General features: G+C 72.2%; 15 protein-coding genes and 1 tRNA gene. 7 read left to right on the top strand and 9 right to left on the bottom strand.

From position 1 onward, the window contains the following. Positions 1–26 precede the first annotated feature (26 nt). Both ACZ45Q_RS22655 and ACZ45Q_RS22650 read left to right on the top strand, forming a co-directional pair. Positions 27–1,712, top strand: a complete 1,686-nt coding sequence (locus tag ACZ45Q_RS22655) for a GAF domain-containing sensor histidine kinase (protein ID WP_468264244.1) — start codon at positions 27–29, stop codon at positions 1,710–1,712. 227 nt (positions 1,713–1,939) lie between these two features. Further along, positions 1,940–2,989, top strand: coding sequence for a M23 family metallopeptidase (locus ACZ45Q_RS22650; RefSeq protein WP_468264241.1), 1,050 nt, complete (start codon positions 1,940–1,942; stop codon positions 2,987–2,989). An 88-nt stretch (positions 2,990–3,077) separates the two neighbouring features. On the opposite strand, the gene ACZ45Q_RS22645 is transcribed toward ACZ45Q_RS22650, so the two are convergent. The 5 genes from ACZ45Q_RS22645 to ACZ45Q_RS22625 all read right to left on the bottom strand — a co-directional run bounded on the left by ACZ45Q_RS22645 (position 3,078) and on the right by ACZ45Q_RS22625 (position 8,249). Continuing rightward, positions 3,078–3,965: a Cof-type HAD-IIB family hydrolase gene (locus ACZ45Q_RS22645; protein WP_468264238.1), complete on the bottom strand. Its 888-nt coding sequence runs from the start codon at positions 3,963–3,965 to the stop codon at positions 3,078–3,080. Between the two features lie 108 nt (positions 3,966–4,073). Continuing rightward, positions 4,074–4,976, bottom strand: coding sequence for an LLM class flavin-dependent oxidoreductase (locus ACZ45Q_RS22640; RefSeq protein WP_468264235.1), 903 nt, complete (start codon positions 4,974–4,976; stop codon positions 4,074–4,076). A 53-nt stretch (positions 4,977–5,029) separates the two neighbouring features. Beyond that, positions 5,030–5,476 carry a hypothetical protein gene (locus ACZ45Q_RS22635; protein WP_468264232.1) on the bottom strand — a complete coding sequence of 149 codons (447 nt, stop codon included), beginning with the start codon at positions 5,474–5,476 and terminating at the stop codon, positions 5,030–5,032. Positions 5,477–5,652: 176 nt separating this feature from the next. Further along, positions 5,653–7,401 (bottom strand): SDR family oxidoreductase, encoded by a 1,749-nt coding sequence (locus ACZ45Q_RS22630; RefSeq protein ID WP_468264433.1) that lies wholly within the window; start codon positions 7,399–7,401, stop codon positions 5,653–5,655. 5 nt (positions 7,402–7,406) lie between these two features. Continuing rightward, entirely contained in the window at positions 7,407–8,249 is an 843-nt protein-coding gene (locus ACZ45Q_RS22625; protein ID WP_468264229.1) for a M24 family metallopeptidase, read from the bottom strand. Positions 8,250–8,517: 268 nt separating this feature from the next. On the opposite strand from ACZ45Q_RS22625, the gene ACZ45Q_RS22620 reads away from it, so the two are divergent. From ACZ45Q_RS22620 to ACZ45Q_RS22600, 5 genes are all read left to right on the top strand, one after another. Next, complete coding sequence (locus tag ACZ45Q_RS22620; RefSeq protein WP_468264431.1) at positions 8,518–9,483, top strand: ABC transporter ATP-binding protein; 966 nt, start codon at positions 8,518–8,520, stop codon at positions 9,481–9,483. Further along, positions 9,473–10,381, top strand: coding sequence for an ABC transporter permease (locus ACZ45Q_RS22615; protein ID WP_468264226.1), 909 nt, complete (start codon positions 9,473–9,475; stop codon positions 10,379–10,381). The genes ACZ45Q_RS22620 and ACZ45Q_RS22615 overlap by 11 nt, the downstream gene beginning before the upstream one ends. Further along, a complete protein-coding gene (locus tag ACZ45Q_RS22610) occupies positions 10,378–11,289 on the top strand; it encodes an ABC transporter ATP-binding protein (protein ID WP_468264223.1) in 912 nt (303 codons plus the stop codon). The genes ACZ45Q_RS22615 and ACZ45Q_RS22610 overlap by 4 nt, the downstream gene beginning before the upstream one ends. Before the next feature lie 10 nt (positions 11,290–11,299). Then, positions 11,300–12,019: an ABC transporter permease subunit gene (locus ACZ45Q_RS22605; RefSeq protein ID WP_468264220.1), complete on the top strand. Its 720-nt coding sequence runs from the start codon at positions 11,300–11,302 to the stop codon at positions 12,017–12,019. 279 nt (positions 12,020–12,298) lie between these two features. Beyond that, positions 12,299–12,403: transfer RNA gene (locus ACZ45Q_RS22600), tRNA-OTHER, on the top strand. A 156-nt stretch (positions 12,404–12,559) separates the two neighbouring features. Here ACZ45Q_RS22600 and ACZ45Q_RS22595 read toward each other — a convergent pair. The 4 genes from ACZ45Q_RS22595 to efeB all read right to left on the bottom strand — a co-directional run bounded on the left by ACZ45Q_RS22595 (position 12,560) and on the right by efeB (position 17,721). Further along, entirely contained in the window at positions 12,560–13,414 is an 855-nt protein-coding gene (locus ACZ45Q_RS22595) for an HAD family hydrolase (RefSeq protein ID WP_468264217.1), read from the bottom strand. Next, on the bottom strand, positions 13,411–14,688 hold the full coding sequence (gene serS / locus ACZ45Q_RS22590) for a serine--tRNA ligase (RefSeq protein ID WP_468264215.1): 1,278 nt from the start codon (positions 14,686–14,688) through the stop codon (positions 13,411–13,413). Before serS ends, ACZ45Q_RS22595 begins: the two co-directional genes overlap by 4 nt. Before the next feature lie 615 nt (positions 14,689–15,303). Further along, positions 15,304–16,236, bottom strand: a complete 933-nt coding sequence (gene pheA, locus ACZ45Q_RS22585; RefSeq protein ID WP_468264213.1) for a prephenate dehydratase — start codon at positions 16,234–16,236, stop codon at positions 15,304–15,306. 186 nt (positions 16,237–16,422) lie between these two features. Then, positions 16,423–17,721, bottom strand: coding sequence for an iron uptake transporter deferrochelatase/peroxidase subunit (gene efeB / locus ACZ45Q_RS22580; protein WP_468264210.1), 1,299 nt, complete (start codon positions 17,719–17,721; stop codon positions 16,423–16,425). Positions 17,722–17,723 lie beyond the last annotated feature (2 nt).

Genomic DNA, 17,723 nt, shown 5'->3' with positions numbered 1-17,723 from the left:
CAAAACGGTCTCATTAGGCTCGGGGCATGCCCACAGCGCCATCGCCCGGCCCCCGGCCGCCCCGGCACGGGGTTCCGGCCGAGCTGCGCGTCCGGGTGCCGAAGCTGCTGGAGGCGATGCGGTCCGTCGGCGGCGGCCTGGAGCTGCACGCCACGCTGAACCGCATCTGCGAGACGGCGGCCGCCCTGGCGGAGGCCCGGTACGCGGCCATCGGGGTCGTCGCGGAGGACGGCGACGGCCTCGCCGACTTCGTCCACCACGGCGTCGACGAGAGCACCGCGCGCCGGATCGGACGCCTGCCCGACGGTCGCAAGGGCCTGCTCGGCGCGCTCCTGCGCGACCCGGAGCCGGTCCGGCTCACGGACCTCACCGGCGACCCCCGGTCCTGCGGCTTTCCACCGCACCACCCGCCGATGCGCGGCTTCCTCGGCGTGCCCATCCGGGTGCACGGAGAGGTGTTCGGGAACCTGTACCTCGCCGACAAGCGCGACGGCGAGCCGTTCGACGACTATGACCTGGCCATGGTCCGGGTCCTGGCCACGGAGGCGGGCATCGCCATCGGCAACGCCCGGCTGTACGAGGCGGCTCAGCAGCGGGAGCGCTGGATCGACGGATCGGTTGCCGTCACCACCGCCCTGCTGTCCGGCGGCGACACCGACGAAGCCCTCCGGATCGTCGCCGAGCAGGCCCACAGGCTCTCGGGTTCGGCCGCGGGGATCGTGCTCCTGCCGGCCGACGGGGGCGGCCTGGAGATCGCGGCCGTCGCCTCGGCCCGGACGCCGGAGACCCTGGGCACCGTGATCCCGCCGGAGAGCGGGATCGTCCGCGAACTTCTGGGCGGCCGGACCGTCCACGTGGACGACGCGGCCACCGACCCCCGTACGCGCCGCGGGCTCGCCCGCGCCTACGGACCCACGATGCTGCTGCCGCTGCGCATCGACGGACGGGTGCTCGGCGGTCTGGTCATGCCGCGGGCGCGGGGGGAGCGCCCGTTCACCCGTGCCGAGCGCGCCCTCGCCGACCAGTTCGCCGCGCAGGCCGCGCTGGCGTTGATGATGGCGGAGGCCCAGCGCGACCGGGAGCGGCTCGCGGTCTACGAGGACCGCGACCGCATCGCCCGGGACCTGCACGACCTCGTCATCCAGCGGCTGTTCGCGACCGGGATGATGCTGGAGAACGCCCACCGCAGGGCGTCCGCGCCCGAGGTCCGCGAGGGAGTGGGCAGGGCCGTGGACGAACTCGACGTCACGATCCAGGAGATCCGGTCGGCGATCTTCGCGCTCCGGGAACCCGCCGAGGAGCCCTCGGGGCTGCGCACACGGGTGCTGCGGGAGATCACCACGGCCGCCGTGGCGCTCGGCTTCACCCCCTCCCACCGCTGTGTCGGCCCGGTCGACAGCGCGGTCGGCGAGCTGACCGGGAAGAACCTCGTCGCCGCGCTGCGCGAGGCCCTGTCCAACGCCTTCCGGCACGCCCGCGCCGGCCGGATCGAGGTCCTCGTCGACGCCACCGTGACGCTGCCGGACGGCCGCCCCGGCGTCCGGCTGACCGTCGCGGACGACGGCGTCGGCATCCCGGAGGGCAGCGGCCGGCGCAGCGGCCTGCACAATCTCGAACGGCGCGCGGAGACCCTCGGCGGTGCCAGCCGCATCGAGCCGGGCCTCGGCCCCGGCGGCAGTGGGACGACGGTGGTGTGGGAGGCCCCGCACTGACCCACGGCCCGCACTGACCCACGGCCCGCACTGACCCACGACCCGCACTGACCCACGACCCGCACTGACCCACCGCCGCCGCCCCCGCCGAAGCACCGCGCTGTCCCACGGCACCGCTCTGATGCCGGCCGCGAGCGGGCGCGGCGTGACCCGTGTGCAGCAAGCGGTAACCCGGGCGTACGAGTTGAAAGTGACCCGGGGACGGCCCGGAGGCCACGATCGCTGACATGGGCTCACCTCGCCGCCATCCGCTGCTCGTTCCGGTGCTGCTGTGCGCGCTGGCCGTGCTCGCGGCCCGCCCCACCGACGCCTCGGACGCGGACCACGCCTCCGGAACGGAGGCCAGCGCACAGGTGGCACGGCTGTACGAGGAGGCGGCCAGGGCCTCGGCGCAGTACGAGAAGGGAAGGCGGGCGGCCGAGAAGCAGCGGGCGAAGGCCCAGCGGTACGAGGCGCTGCTGGACCGGCAGCGGGCGGAGATCACCGTGCTGAACGAGGACCTGGGCCGGATCGCCCGGGCCCAGTACCGCAACGGCGGCGGTCTCCCCCTCACCGCGCAGATGATCCTCGCGGACGACCCCGATGAGCTGATGCGCGGTCAGCATGTGCTCGGCAAGGCGAATCTGGCGGTGGACAACGCCATCGGCAAGAGCAGACGGGCCGAGGCACGGCTGGCCGCCGACGAGGCGAAGGCGGCGTCGGCCTGGCAGGCGCTGGAGAAGCGGAACGCCGAGCTGGCGGAGCTGAAGCGGGACATCGAGCGCAAGCTGGAGGCGGCCAAGGCGCGGTTGCAGGGCGAGGCGGACGCCTCGGTCGCCGCCGGGTCCTGCCCGGGTGCCGTCCGTCTGGACCAGCAGGAGGAGCATTTCGACCGAGGATGGGTCGCGCCGCTGGACTCCTACGATCTCTCCGCGTCCTTCGGGAGCGGCGGAGCGCGGTGGGCCGGCCGGCACACCGGCCAGGACTTCGCGGTGCCGGTCGGCACGCCGGTCCGGGCGGTCGGCGCGGGGCGGGTGGTGCAGGTCTCCTGCGGTGGCCCCTTCGGCATCCAGGTCGTCCTGGAGCACGCGGGCGGCTACTACACGCAGTACGCCCACCTGGCCTCCGTCGCCGTCGACCAGGGGGAGCGGGTGGAGCCCGGTGAGTGGGTCGGCCAGTCGGGCAACACCGGCAACTCCACGGGGCCGCACCTGCACTTCGAGGTGCGGGTCACGCCGTCGATGGGCTCGGCGGTCAACCCGGTGCCGTGGCTGAGCCGACGCGGAGTGTCCCTCTGACCGGCCCGGAGGTTCCCTCTGACTGGCCCGGAGGCCGCGCGGGCCCGTCGGCCCACCGCCCCACGTGCCGCGCGGGCCCGCGGGACGGTTACGATGCGCCTGCCAGCAACCGCTCGATCACGACCGCGACCCCGTCGTCGTTGTTGGCGACCGTACGGCCGGAGGCGGCGGCCACCACGTCCGGGTGCGCGTTGCCCATGGCGTACGACTGCCCCGCCCAGGTGAGCATCTCCACGTCGTTGGGCATGTCGCCGAACGCGACGACCTCCTCGTGGGAGATGCCGCGCTCGGCACAGCACAGGGCCAGCGTGCTGGCCTTGGAGACCTCGGGACCGCTGATCTCCAGCAGGGCGCTGGGGCTGGAGCGGGTGACGTTGGCACGGTCGCCGATGGCGAGGCGGGCCAGGGTGAGAAAGGCGTCGGGGTCCAGCTCGGGGTGGAAGGCCAGGATCTTCAGCACCGGCTCGTCCGCGGCGGGACCGTCCGGCCCGAGCAGCTCCTCGGCGGTCCTGAGGACGTCCGGGACCTCCATGTGCAGCTTCGGGTAGTCGGGCTCCTGGTTGAAGCTGTACGTCTGCTCCACGGCGTACACCGTGCCCGGCGCGGCATCCCGCAGCAGCCGTACGGCGTCCAGCGCGTTCTCCCGGGCCAGCTCGCGCACCTTCACGAACCGATGGGTGCCCGGGCCGCCGTGCAGGTCGACCACGGCGGCGCCGTTGCCGCAGATAGCGAGGCCGTGGCCGTGCACATGGTCGCTGACCACGTCCATCCAGCGGGCCGGGCGGCCGGTGACGAAGAAGACCTCGATGCCCGCCTCCTCGGCGGCCGCCAGCGCGGCGACCGTGCGCGGCGACACCGACTTGTCGTCGCGCAGCAGGGTGCCGTCGAGGTCGGTGGCGATCAGCCGCGGACGTGCGGTGGCCGCTGGGATGCGGGACTGTCGGGTCGCTGAGGTCACCAGGCCATGGTGCCGCATATGCCCGCACGGTCGTGCGCGAGTCCGCACATATGTGAGCCACGGCTCGCATCCGCAACCCCGGGGCACCGCGCTCAGCGCAGCTGCGCGGACCCCGGGGCGCCGGGCTCAGCGCAGCTGCGCGGGAGCCTCCATGGCGATCCGCTCGAAGATCTTCTCGTCGGCCGCGAAGTCCGAGCCGGGGATCGGCCAGTGCACGACCAGCTCGGTGAAGCCCAGCTCCTGGTGCCGCCCGGCGAAGTCCACGAACGCGTCCAGGGACTCCAGCGGGCGGCTCCGGTCCGGGGTGAAGCCGGTCAGCAGCACCTTGTCGAGTTCCGCCACGTCGCGGCCGATGGCGGCGCAGGCGTCGGCCAGCTTGTCCGCCTGCCCCCGCAGGGCCCGGACCGACTGCTCCGGGGTGCCGGTCTCGTACAGCTTGGGATCACCGGTGGTCACCCATGCCTGGCCGTACTGCGCCGCGAGCCGCAGTCCGCGCGGGCCGGTCGCGGCCACCGCGAACGGCAGCCGGGGCCGCTGCACGCATCCCGGGATGTTGCGCGCCTCGTGCGCCGAGTAGAAGTCGCCCTCGTACGAGACCGCGTCCTCCGTCAGCAGCCGGTCGAGCAGCGCGAGGAACTCCGCGAACCGGTCGGCACGCTCGCGCGGCGTCCAGGGCTCCTGGCCCAGCGCCGTGGCGTCGAAGCCGGTGCCGCCCGCTCCTATGCCCAGCGTGACCCGGCCGGCGGAGATGTCGTCCAGGGAGATCAGCTCCTTGGCGAGGGTGACCGGGTGCCGGAAGTTCGGCGAGGTCACGAGAGTGCCCAGCCGCAGCCGCTCGGTGACCGCCGCGGCGGCGGTGAGCGTCGGCACGGCGCCGAACCAGGGGCCGTCCCGGAAGCTCCGCCAGGAGAGATGGTCGTAGGTGTAAGCGGTGTGGAAGCCGAGTTGCTCGGCACGCTCCCAGGCCGCGCGACCGCCCTCGTTCCAGCGGCGATACGGCAGGATCACGGTGCTCAGACGCAGACTCATGTCCCAGAGCCTAAGCGCCCGGCCGGCGTTTCACGTGAAACAGTCACCGACGGTCACCGCACGCGGCTGCTGAGCCACGGGGTGAGCGTGATCATCGGCATGTACTCCTTGTGAACGCGGTCGCCGGGCAGCGGCACCATCAGGAAGTAGCCGGGCGGGAAGCGGCGCGCCCTGACCCACGCCAGATCGCCGAAGAGGGACCGGAGGAAGGCGGGCACGTCGTCACGGGCGATGTCCGGGCACTCGACGCCCTCCACGTCGATCAGTGCGTCGTCCTCCGGGTAGAGCCGGACACTGACCCGGGGCACCCCGCCGAACTCGACGTATGCCTCGTGGGGGAGGGAACCGTCCGGGTCGGCGACGACGCCGATGCCGGCGGCGCTGCGGCGGGAGGTCTGGTCGGCGCCGATGTCGTGCGTGACCTCGATCTCGCGCGCGTACTCCTCGGCGAGCGCCCTGAGCGCGGCGACGGCGGCTTCCGTGGTGGGAAGATGCTCCATGCCATAGATCATGAACGATCGGCGAGTCCTCTCCCCGGTGTGCCGCATGAGAGGCGCATCACGCGATCGGTGCCGCCGGTGAGGTTTGATCCACAGCAAGTCCTGTTATCCACAGGGGAATTGGCGTCCGCTGTGGAGAACCGGCGGAAAGAAACCGGCCACGCCGGCCAGGGCTCTCACACCGGCGGCTTCACCCGGGCCAGCGCCCGCAGCGCACCCGGCAGGAAACGGGACATGAGGTGGGCGCCGCGCGCCTCGGGCGTGACCGGCACGACGGCCCGGTTCCGCACGACCGCCTCGAGGATCGCGTCGGCGACCTTCTCCGGCGGGTAGTTGCGCATCCCGTACAGCCGGGCGGTGCGCTGCTGACGCCGCTTCTCCTCCTCGGCGCCGGCACCGGCGAAGCGGGCGGTCGAGGTGATGTTGGTGTTGACCAGGCCCGGGCAGACCGCCGTCACACCGATCCCCTGCCCGGCCAGCTCCGCGCGCAGGCACTCGCTCAGCATCAGCACCGCGGCCTTGGAGGTGCTGTAGGCGGGCAGCACCTTGGAGGGCTGGTACGCCGCGGCGGAGGCCGTGTTGACGATGTGGCCGCCCTGGCCGCGCTCGGCCATCTGCCCGCCGAACAGCCGGCAGCCGTGGATCACGCCCCACAGGTTGACGTCGAGGACCTTCTTCCAGTCCTCCGGCGTGGTGTCGAAGAAGGAGCCCGACAGCCCGATGCCGGCGTTGTTGACCAGCACGTCCACCACTCCGTACTCGGCGGCGACCTTCGCGGCGAGCTTCTCCATGGCCTGCTCGTCGGAGACGTCGACGGTCTCGGCCCAGGCATCACCCGCGCCGACCAGCCGGGACAGCTCCGCGGTACGGGCGGCGGCCTCGCCGTCCCGGTCGACCGCGATCACGCGGGCCCCGGCCTCGGCGAACGCGAACGCCGTGGCCCGCCCGATGCCGCTGCCCGCTCCGGTGACCAGCACCAGCTGCCCGCCGAACCGGTCGGCGTACCTGCCGCTCGCGGTCACCTCCCGCCGACCGCCCTCGACGGCGGTGACGAACTCCGTGATCCAGCCGGCCAGCAGGTCGGGACGGGTCCGCGGGATCCAGTGCTTCGCCGGAAGCGTGCGCCGGGTCAGCTGCGGCACCCACAGCTCCAGGTCGTCGTAGAGCCGCTCGGACAGGAACGCGTCGTCCACGGGCGTGACGAGCTGCACGGGCGTGTGGGCGTAGGCGTCCGTGCGGGGGCGGCGCAACCGGGTCCGCACGTTGTCCCGGTACAGCCACGCCCCGTGCGCGGCGTCCACCGGCAGCGACGGCGTCGGGTAGTCGCCCGCGGGGACCTTCTCCACGCGCCGCAGGATGCCCGGCCAGCGCTTGCCGAGCGGGCCGCGCCAGGCCAGCTCGGGCAGGACGGGCGTGTGCAGCAGATAGACGTACCAGGACTTGGCGCCCTGGCCGAGGAGCTGGCCGATCCGGCGCGGGGTGGGGCGCTCGAGCCGGCTGTTGATCCAGTGGCCGAAGTGGTCCAGGGACGGGCCGGACATCGAGGTGAAGGAGGCGATCCTGCCCTCGGTGCGCCGGACCGTGGCGAACTCCCAGCCCTGCACCGAGCCCCAGTCGTGGCCCACCAGGTGCACCGGCCGGTCCGGGCTGACCGCGTCCGCCACCGCCAGGAAGTCGTCCGTCAGCTTCTCCAGCGTGAACCCGCCGCGCAGCGGCTTCGGCGCCGTCGACCGGCCGTGGCCGCGGACGTCGTAGAGGACCACGTGGAACCGCTCGGCGAGCCGGCCGGCGATCTCGGACCAGACCTCCTTGCTGTCCGGGTAGCCGTGCACCAGGACCACCGTCGGCTGCCGCGGATCGCCCAGCTCCACCACGCACAGCTCGATCCCGCCCGTGCGCACCCGGCGCTCGCGCGCCCCCTCCATCACCGTCACTTCGCCTCCGCCCAGCGCCGCACGTGCGGCAGATCGTCGTCCAGCCAGAACGCGCTCTCCTGCGGATCCCGGGAGTCGGTGACGACCAGGATCTCCTCGAACTTCGCGCCCGTCCCCCGGAAGCCCAGATGGGGTTCGACCGCCCACAGCCCGGGCTGCGGCGGGTGGTCGGAGAAGCGGTACGGCGACCACAGCGGGGACCAGCCCTCGCGGTGGCCGTGCAGCGCGTCCGAGGCCAGACCCTTCAGGGCCTGGGTACCGAACCCGAACAGCCGCGGGGAGAAACGCCGTTCGCGCACCCGGTCCACCTTGTGCGCGATCACCCCGAAGGGGTACGCGCGGTGCCGGTTGGCGTAGCCCTGGCGGACCATCAGCCGGTCCACGTCCTGGTAGATCTCGCGCAGCGGCCGGCGTTCGCGCACCTCGCGCAGGATCAGCTCGCGGTGCGCCCGAAGGTCGGCCATCAGCCGCTGCTGGACCGGGTCGGGGCCGAGCGAGCCGGAGTAGCCGATGTCCGCCGTGTACCCCCGGTACACCGGGGCCATGTCGAGGATGAACGGCATCCCGGGCTCCAGGCGCCGGTTCGTGGGGAAGAACTGCAACGGGACGCGGAAGCCCACGAAGGCGGTGCGGTCGCCGAACCAGGCGAAGGGCAGGTGGAACCAGTCCCGCACGCCCCGTTCGCGCAGCCACTCGCGCTGCATCCGCGCCGCCTCGCGTTCGGTCACGCCCGGCTGGAGCCGGGCGGCGACCGCCTCGGCGCAGTCGTAGGCGAGCCGCTGCACCTCGCGGAACCCCCGCAACCGCTCCGGGAACCCACCGGTCGTCGCTGTCGTCATGGCCCCTGCCGCCGTCATGCCACCCGCCCCAACCCGGCCCGTGCCGACCGCGCTACTCGCTCGTAACCCGACCTGGCCGAGAGTTCCACTTGTTAGACGGTTCGTCAATAGGTTGCGTAACGGCAGGTCGGCACCGTGCGCACCGCGTCCCCGTAGCTCTCAGGCACGGTGCCCCCTAAGGTCCCGTACGACTCGAGTACGACCCCAAGACGGCTCTGCGGTCTGACGACCCGGCGTGGCCCGCGTCACTACTGTCGACAGCGTGACTGTGATCGCGACCGAAAGCCTGAGCAAGCGGTTCCCCCGGGTGACCGCTCTCGACCGGCTCTCCGTGGACGTCGGGCCCGGTGTGACCGGACTCGTCGGAGCCAACGGAGCCGGCAAGTCCACGCTCATCAAGATTCTGCTGGGCCTGTCCCCCGCCACCGAGGGCCGCGCCGAGGTGCTCGGCCTCGACGTCGCCACCAAGGGCGCCGACATCCGCGAGCGTGTCGGCTACATGCCGGAACACGACTGCCTGCCGCCCGACGTCTCGGCCACCGAGTTCGTCGTCCACATGGCGCGCATGTCCGGCCTGCCGCCCACCGCCGCGCGCGAGCGCACCGCGGACACCCTGCGCCACGTCGGGCTCTACGAGGAGCGCTACCGCCCCATGGGCGGCTACTCGACGGGCATGAAGCAGCGCGTGAAGCTCGCGCAGGCCCTCGTCCACGACCCCCAGGTGGTCTTCCTCGACGAGCCGACCAACGGCCTCGACCCGGTCGGCCGCGACGAGATGCTGGGCCTGATCCGCCGGGTGTACACCGACTTCGGCATCTCGGTCCTGGTCACCTCCCACCTGCTGGGCGAGCTGGAGCGCACCTGCGACCACGTCGTCGTCATCGACGGCGGCAAGCTGCTGCGGGCCAGCTCCACCACGGACTTCACCCAGACCACCACCACCCTCGCCGTCGAGGTCACCGACACCGACGCGCACCCGGACGGCACCGGCGCGGTGCGCGACGCGCTCCGGGCACGCGGGATCTCCGTCGAGGACGGCCGCGGCCTGCCCGGCGCGGGCCACGTCCTGCTCCTGACGGCGCAGGGCGAGGAGACCTACGACCTGGTCCGCGACGTCATCGCGGACCTCGGCCTCGGCCTGGTGCGCATGGAGCAGCGCCGGCACCACATCTCGGAGGTCTTCAAGGACGGCGACGACGCGACGCGGAAGGAGGCGGTCGGCCATGGCAACTGAGCAGCCCACAGCCACTGCGGCGGGCGGTCAGACCCGCATCCACAACATCGGCTACCGCAACTACGACGGCCCCCGCCTCGGCCGCGCCTACGCCCGCCGCTCCCTGTACTCGCAGTCCCTGCGCGGCGCCTACGGCCTCGGCCGCTCGGCCAAGACCAAGGTGCTGCCGATGCTGCTGTTCGTCGTGATGTGCGTGCCGGCGGCCATCATGGTCGCGGTCGCCGTCGCCACGAAGGCCAACGACCTGCCCGTGGACTACACCCGCTACGCGATCATCATGCAGGCCGTCATCAGCCTGTACGTCGCCTCGCAGGCCCCCCAGTCGGTCTCGCGGGACCTGCGCTTCAAGACCGTGCCGCTGTACTTCTCGCGGCCCATCGAAACCGGCGACTACGTCCGTGCCAAGTACGCGGCGCTGGCCTCGGCGCTGTTCATCCTCACCGCCGCCCCGCTGCTGGTGCTGTACGGCGGCGCGCTGCTGGCGGAACTCGACTTCGCGGACCAGACCAAGGGGTTCGCACAGGGACTCGTCTCCGTGGCACTGCTCTCACTGCTCTTCGCCGGCATCGGCCTGGTCATCGCCGCGGTCACCCCGCGGCGCGGCTTCGGCATCGCCGCCGTCATCGCCGTGCTGACCATCACCTACGGGGCGGTCTCCACCCTCCAGGCCATCGCCGAGGTGCAGGACAGCTCCGGTGCCATCGCCTGGATCGGGCTCTTCTCGCCGATCACGCTCATCGACGGCGTGCAGTCCGCGTTCCTGGGCGCCACCTCCGCCTTCCCGGGCGGGATCGGCCCGAGCAACGGCGAGGGCGTGGTCTACGTCCTCGTCACCCTCGGCCTGATCGCCGGCGCCTACGGCCTCCTGACGCGCCGCTACAAGAAGGTGGGACTGTGACCACGCTGCACCTCGACCACGTCTCCCGCTGGTTCGGCAACGTGGTCGCCGTCAACGACATCACCATGACCATCGGCCCGGGTGTCACCGGCCTGCTCGGCCCCAACGGCGCCGGGAAGTCCACCCTGATCAACATGATGGGCGGCTTCCTGTCCCCGTCCACCGGCACCGTCACCCTCGACGGGCAGCCGGTGTGGCGCAACGAGGCCGTCTACCGGCACATCGGCGTCGTCCCCGAGCGGGAGGCGATGTACGACTTCCTCACCGGCCGCGAGTTCGTCCTCGCCAACGCCGAGCTGCACGGCCTGGGCGCCACGGCCGCCCAGCGGGCGCTCGCGACGGTCGAGATGGAGTACGCCCAGGACCGGAAGATCGCCACGTACTCCAAGGGCATGCGCCAGCGCGTGAAGATGGCCTCGGCCCTCGTCCACGAACCGTCGCTGCTCCTGCTGGACGAGCCGTTCAACGGCATGGACCCGCGCCAGCGCATGCAGCTGATGGAACTGCTGCGGCGCATGGGCGACGAGGGGCGCACGGTGCTGTTCTCCTCGCACATCCTCGAGGAGGTCGAGCAGCTCGCCTGGCACATCGAAGTGGTGGTGGCGGGCCGGCACGCGGCCAGCGGCGACTTCCGCAAGATCCGCCGCCTGATGACCGACCGTCCGCACCGCTACCTGGTCCGCTCCAGCGACGACCGGGCGCTCGCGGCGGCGCTGATCGCCGACGCGTCGACGTCGGGCATCGAGGTCGACCTGGCCGAGGGTGCGCTGCGCATCCAGGCGGTGGACTTCGGCCGTTTCACGGCCCTGCTGCCGAGGGTTGCCAAGGAGCACGGCATCCGCCTGCTCACGGTCTCGCCGTCCGACGAGTCCCTCGAGTCCGTCTTCTCGTATCTCGTCGCGGCGTAGGAGGCCGAAGATGTACGACCCCACAGTCGCCCGGCTCACCTACCGGGCCCTGCTCGGCCGCCGCCGGGCCCTCATCCTGGGCGCCCTGCCCCTGCTGCTGCTCGTCATCGCCGTCGCGGTGCGCGGCCTGTCCGGAGCCGACGACCAGACCGCCGCCGACGTGCTGGGCGGGTTCGCGCTCGCCACCATGGTGCCGATCATCGGTGTCATCGCCGGCACCGGCGCCATCGGCCCGGAGATCGACGACGGCTCGGTGGTGTATCTGCTGTCCAAGCCGGTCAAGCGGCCGACGATCATCTTCACCAAGCTGATCGTGGCCGTCGCCGTGACGATGGTCTTCTCCGCGGTGCCCACCCTGATCGCCGGCCTGGTCCTGAACGGCAACGGCCAGCAGGTCGCCGTGGCCTACACGATCGCCGCGCTGGTCGCCTCCATCGCCTACGCCGCGCTGTTCCTGCTGCTCGGCACGGTCTCCCGGCACGCCGTGGTGTTCGGGCTGGTCTACGCCCTGGTCTGGGAGGCGCTGTTCGGCTCGCTGGTGCCGGGCGCGCGCACCCTCAGCGTCCAGCAGTGGTCGCTGGCGGTCGCGGAGCGGGTCGCGGACGGGAACCTGGTGACCTCGGACGTCGGCCTGCCGACCGCGACGGTGCTGCTCGTGGCGGTCACGGTGCTGGCGACCTGGTACGCGGGACAGAAGCTGCGGTCGCTGACACTGGCCGGGGAGGAGTGAGGCAGCGGCCGGGCGGCCCCCCCATATTCGGTGGCGCGGGATTTCGGAGCCCCGCACACTGGTGGTCGTCCGCGCCGCAGGGATCACAGCGGCGCCACGTTCTGGGAGAGGAGCCGGGCGATGTCCATGCACGACAGTACGTCCGGCTCCCGACAGGGCAGCCGACGGCGGGCTCCGGAGTAGCCGTTACCTCTCCGCCGAGCCCGCCCCGCACGGGGAGCTGCCCGGGGCGGCCGCTTCGAGCACGCGGTGCACTGCACCGGCGTGGGCCGCCCACCCGGAGGATTGGCCGAGTGGCAAGGCACCGGCTCGCGTCGAGGTCCACCGAGGCGGGCCGTGGTCGGGCGGAGAACGCCCGCGCACGTTCGATCCGTGCATCCTCCGCCGACGATCCACGCCGCCTGCGCGGGCCGTCGCACGGCGTCCGGCCGTCGCACGGCGGCAGGACAGCCGTAGGGCGTCGGACCAGCCGCAGGGCGTCAGGCGGCCGCATGATGTCAGGCCGGCCGCAGGGCGTCGGCGTCGGACCGGCGTGCGGTCTCAGCCCAGCAGACGCTCCAGCACCACCGCGATGCCGTCCTCGTCGTTCGAGGAGGTCACCTCGTCCGCCACCGCCCGCAGTTCGGCATGGGCGTTGGCCATGGCCACGCCGCGGGCGGCCCAGGCGAACATGGGGACGTCGTTCGGCATGTCGCCGAAGGCGATGGTGTCCGCGGCCTTCATGCCGAGGCGGCGGGCGGCCAGCGACAGCCCCGTCGCCTTGGACAGCCCCAGCGGCAGCAGTTCGACGACGCCGGCGCCGGCCATGGTGACCGTGACGAAACCGCCGGCGGTCCGGCGGGCCACGTCCGCCAGCTCGTCGTCCGACAGCGTCGGATGCTGGATGTAGATCTTGTTCAGCGGTGCGGACCACAGGTCCGAGGCGTCCGTGAACGGGGTCGCCGGGAGCCCGCCCCCGACCTCGTACCCGGGGCCGACCAAAACCTCGCCGTCCAGCCCGTCGCGGCTGGCCGCCAGATACAGCGGGCCGGTCTCCGCCTCGATCTTGGCCAGCGCCACACCGGCCAGCTGCCGGTCCAGGGTGACCGAGGTGAGCAGCCGGTGCTCCCCGGCGTGGTAGACCTGCGCGCCCTGACCGCAGACGGCCAGCCCCTCGTAACCGAGGTCGTCCAGGACATGCCGGGTCCAGGGGACCGCGCGGCCGGTGACGACGATGTGGGCGGCGCCCGCCGCAGTGGCCGCGGCGAGCGCGTCACGGGTGCGCTGCGAGACGGTGTCGTCGGTGCGCAGCAGCGTCCCGTCGAGGTCGGTCGCGATCAGGCGGTACGGAAGGCCCGCGCCGGAGGCGTCCTCAAACGCGTCACCGGGGGCGGCGTCGGGGGCGGCGTCGCTCACTTGGCCACCGGCTCCAGGACTTCCCGGCCGCCCAGGTACGGACGCAGCACCTCGGGGACCCGCACGGATCCGTCGGCCTGCTGGTGGTTCTCCAGGAGGGCGACGATGGTGCGCGGCACGGCGCACAGCGTGCCGTTGAGCGTGGCCAGCGGGCGCACCTTCTTGTCCTCGCGCACACGGATCGACAGCCGGCGCGACTGGAACTCGGTGCAGTCCGAGGTCGAGGTCAGCTCGCGGTACTTGCCCTGGGTCGGGATCCAGGCCTCGCAGTCGTACTTGCGTGCGGCCGAGGAGCCCAGGTCGCCGGTGGCGACGTCGATCACCCGGAACGGCAGCTCCAGGGAGGCGAGCCACTGCTTCTCCCACTCCAGCAGGCGCTGGTGCTCGGCCTGGGAGTCGTCCGGGTGGACGTAGGAGAACATCTCGACCTTGTCGAACTGGTGGACGCGGAAGATGCCCCGGGTGTCCCGGCCGTGCGATCCGGCCTCGCGACGGAAGCACGGCGAGAACCCGGCGTAGCGCAGCGGCAGGCGCTCGGCGTCGATGATCTCGTCCATGTGGTACGCGGCGAGCGGCACCTCGGACGTGCCGACCAGGTAGAGGTCGTCGTCGGCGAGGTGGTAGACGTCCTGGGCGGCCTGGCCGAGGAAGCCGGTGCCGGCCATCGACTGCGGACGGACCAGCGCCGGGGTGAGCATCGGCGTGAACCCGGCCGCGGTGGCCTGGGCCATCGCCGCGTTCACCAGCGCCAGCTCCAGCAGGGCGCCGACACCGGTCAGGAAGTAGAAGCGGGAGCCGGAGACCTTGGCGCCGCGCTCGACGTCGATGGCGCCGAGCAGCTGGCCGAGTTCGAGGTGGTCCCTGGGCTCGAAGCCCTCGGCGGCGAAGTCGCGGGGCGCGCCGTGCGTCTCCAGCGTGACGAAGTCCTCCTCGCCGCCCACGGGGACGTCGGGGTGGACGAGGTTGCCGAGCTGGAGCAGTAGTTCCTGGGTCTCGGCGTCTGCCGCGTCGCGCTCGGCGTCGGCCGCCTTCACATCGGCGGCGAGCTGGCTCCCTCGCTTCAGCAGCTCGGCCTTCTCGTCCCCGGTGGCCTTGCCGATCAGCTTGCCGAGGCCCCTCTGCTCGGCGCGCAGTTCGTCGAAGCGGACGCCGGACGACCTGCGCCGCTCGTCGGCAGACAGGAGGGCGTCGACGAGCGCGACGTCCTCTCCACGGGCGCGCTGGGACGCGCGCACACGGTCGGGGTCCTCACGGAGCAGGCGAAGGTCAATCACGCGGCCAAGGCTACCGGTGCGTGGTGACGGCTCTCGACTCACTCTGACGAGTCAGGACCCTTACATTCCGCTATGCCCTCTTTGCGGCTTGTGTTCCCGCCGTCAATAAACCAGTGTCTCATTCCCTGGAACGAGGCGGCGGGAAGTCGGGTGTTGACCGGATTCCCTTGTGGAGAACGGGACTTGGGGCGGGGCTGTCCACAGGAATCCACAGCCCCGAGAAGTTATCCACAGGCTGTGCGAAAGATCTGTGGACTTCGGAATTGATCATTCCTGATCGGGCGTCCGGTGCGGAGAATTCCCGATTCAAACCCGTCGCACACCCACGTACGAGTGGAAACGGTTCACTCCGGAGTATGGCGGGCAAGAAACAGGTGGACGAGGGGTGGCCTGGGGCTCTGTGGACGGAGATGGGACCCGAAGGGTGATTTGTCGACTGAATCATGCTTCGTTGTCGACTTGTCCCCAGGTCGAGAAGCAGACCTGTGGATAACTTCTGTGGACAACGACAATCCGTAGATACGACGGCTGAAAAAGACCGGCGGGCGCCGGGCGGCATGAGGATGAGCCGGTCGGGACCGCCCGATCAGAACCGCCCGGTCGGGACCCCCCCGGTCAGAACCGCCCGTCCTGGCAGCGCGCCACCCAGTCCGCCGCCGCCGCGAACTCCTCGTCCGAGGTCCCCGGACGCGGCGCCCCGACATCGGCCGGCGTCAGGCCCGCACGGGGATAGGAGCCGAGGAACCGCACCTGGAGGCAGATCCGCTTCAGCCCCATCAGGGCCTCGGCCACCCGGCGGTCGGCGATGTGCCCCTCGGCGTCGATGCAGAAGCAGTAGTTGCCGATGCCGGCACCGGTGGGCCGGGACTGGAGCAGCATCAGGTTGATGCCCCGGGTGGCGAACTCGCCCAGCAGGTCACGCAGCCCGCCGGGGTGGTCGTCGCGCTGCCACAGCACGACGGAGGTCTTGTCGGCGCCGGTCGGCGCGGCCGGCCGGGCGGGGCGGCCCACCAGCACGAACCGCGTCTGGGCGTTCTCCGCGTCGTGGATCCCCGTCTCCAGGGCCTCCAGGCCGTACCGGGAGGCGGCGAACTCGCCGGCGAAGGCGGCGTCGAACCGGCCCTCCTGCACCAGGCGGGCACCGTCCGCGTTGGAGGCGGCCGACTCCCACGTCACGTCCGGGAGATGCGCCTTGAGCCAGTTGCGCACCTGCGGCTGCGCGGCGGGGTGCGCGGTGACGGTCTTGATGTCCGACAGCTTGGTGCCGGGGCGGACCAGCAGCGCGAAGGTGATCGACAGCAGCACCTCGCGGTAGATCATCAGCGGCTGGCCGGCGACCAGCTCGTCGAGGGTGGTGGTGATGCCGCCCTCGACGGAGTTCTCGATCGGCACGAAGGCGGCTTCGGCCTCGCCGGCCCGTACCGCGTCGAGCGCGGACTGGACCGACACGTAGGGGACCAGCTCCCGGGTCGCCGCCTCGGGAAGCGTGCGCAGAGCGACTTCGGTGAAGGTGCCTTCGGGGCCGAGATACGCGTAACTGGCTGGCATGACCTCACCCTAATGGGCCCAAGGGAACGCGGCCCCCGCGTCTCACCGGAGCCCCTCGCCCGGGTGACCCGCCACCACCGCCCCGGGCCATGCACGGCCCCCGGGCGAGGCACGGCCCCCGGGCTCACGTACGACCCCGCGCCCAGGTACAGCCCCCGGGCCCAGGTACGGCCCCGGCGCCGGCCGTCAGCCCTCGAGCAGCCGCTGCCCCACGTACTCGCCCTCCGCCGCCCCGCCGGGCACCGCGAACAGGCCGCTCGCCTCGTGGCGGATGAACGCCGACAGCGCGTCCCCCCGGTCCAGCTTGCGCTGCACCGGCACGAAGCCGCGCAGCGGATCGGCCTGCCAGCAGATGAACAGCAGGCCGGCGTCCGGCACACCGTCCGCGTCGAAGCCGTCGTGGTACGAGAAGGGGCGCCGCAGCATCGCCGCGCCACCGTTCTGGTCGGGGCGGGTGATCCGGGCGTGCGCGTTGATGGGGACGACCAGGTTCCCCGCCGCGTCGGTCTTCTCGAGGTCCATCTCGGTGGTCTCGTCGCCACCGGACAGCGGCGCGCCGTCGGACTTGCGGCGCCCGATGACGGCCTCCTGGTCCTTGCCGGACAGCTTCTCCCAGTCGTCCAGGAGCATGCGGATGCGGCGGACGACGACATAGGAGCCGTTGGCCATCCAGGCCGGATCCTTGCCGCCCGAGGCGGGGACGAAGAGCCGCTCGTCGAAGTCGGGCTCGTCCGGCTTCGGATTGCGGGTGCCGTCGATCTGGCCCATGAGGTTGCGGGCGGTCATGGGGTGGGCGGTGGCGCCCGGCGAGCGGTTGAAGCCGTTCATCTGCCAGCGGACCCGTGCCGCGGCCCCGGCGTCCTGCTGGATCGCGCGCAGGGCGTGGAAGGCGACCAGGGCGTCGTTGGCGCCGATCTGCACCCACAGATCTCCGTTGCTGCGCGCCTTGTCGAGGCGGTCGGAGGAGAAGTCGGGCAGCGGATCGAGGGAGGCCGGACGCTGCTTCTCCAGACCGGTCCGGCGGAAGAAGCTGTGACCGAAACCGAAGGTGACGGTGAGGGAGGAGGGCCCGGCGTCCCGGGCGACGTCGGTGTCGCCGGACCCCGTCGGCTCACCGGCCATCAGGCGCCGGGCGGTGTCCGACCAGCGGCGCAGCAGGGCCGCGGCCTCCCTGCGTCCGGCGCCCGCCGCCAGGTCGAAGGCGACGAGGTGACCGCAGGACTGCATCGGGGTGGTGATCCCGGGCTGATGTTTCCCGTGAAACATCACCTGCTCGGCGCCGAGCGAGGTCAGGGGCGTCGCGCCGGAGGGTGCGGCGGCATAGCCGGTGGCCGCGCCCGCCGCGCCGAGGACGAGGCCGGTGGCACCGGCGGTGCCGAGCAGCCGGCGGCGTGAGATGCCGGCCGGCGCCGGGTCCTTGCCGCCGTCGGGGCCGGCGGCCGGCGCCTCGGCGGTGCGGGCCTGCGGAATGGACTGGTCAGCCATGG

This window comes from Streptomyces sp. NPDC031049, from assembly GCF_055571015.1.
Note: the sequence above shows the minus strand (reverse complement) of the source record. Positions and strands in the feature narration are given on the sequence as shown.

What these genes read in the sequence shown, in the direction of transcription:
- ACZ45Q_RS22650 (WP_468264241.1), top strand. Translation starts at nt 1,940, where the DNA reads ATGGGCTCACCTCGCCGCCATCCGCTGCTCGTTCCGGTGCTGCTGTGC.
- ACZ45Q_RS22630 (WP_468264433.1), bottom strand. Translation starts at nt 7,401, where the DNA reads ATGGAGGGGGCGCGCGAGCGCCGGGTGCGCACGGGCGGGATCGAGCTG.
- pheA (WP_468264213.1), bottom strand. Translation starts at nt 16,236, where the DNA reads ATGCCAGCCAGTTACGCGTATCTCGGCCCCGAAGGCACCTTCACCGAA.
- efeB (WP_468264210.1), bottom strand. Translation starts at nt 17,721, where the DNA reads ATGGCTGACCAGTCCATTCCGCAGGCCCGCACCGCCGAGGCGCCGGCC.
- ACZ45Q_RS22640 (WP_468264235.1), bottom strand. Translation starts at nt 4,976, where the DNA reads ATGAGTCTGCGTCTGAGCACCGTGATCCTGCCGTATCGCCGCTGGAAC.
- ACZ45Q_RS22605 (WP_468264220.1), top strand. Translation starts at nt 11,300, where the DNA reads ATGTACGACCCCACAGTCGCCCGGCTCACCTACCGGGCCCTGCTCGGC.
- ACZ45Q_RS22615 (WP_468264226.1), top strand. Translation starts at nt 9,473, where the DNA reads ATGGCAACTGAGCAGCCCACAGCCACTGCGGCGGGCGGTCAGACCCGC.
- ACZ45Q_RS22655 (WP_468264244.1), top strand. Translation starts at nt 27, where the DNA reads ATGCCCACAGCGCCATCGCCCGGCCCCCGGCCGCCCCGGCACGGGGTT.
- ACZ45Q_RS22645 (WP_468264238.1), bottom strand. Translation starts at nt 3,965, where the DNA reads ATGCGGCACCATGGCCTGGTGACCTCAGCGACCCGACAGTCCCGCATC.
- ACZ45Q_RS22635 (WP_468264232.1), bottom strand. Translation starts at nt 5,476, where the DNA reads ATGGAGCATCTTCCCACCACGGAAGCCGCCGTCGCCGCGCTCAGGGCG.
- ACZ45Q_RS22625 (WP_468264229.1), bottom strand. Translation starts at nt 8,249, where the DNA reads ATGACGACAGCGACGACCGGTGGGTTCCCGGAGCGGTTGCGGGGGTTC.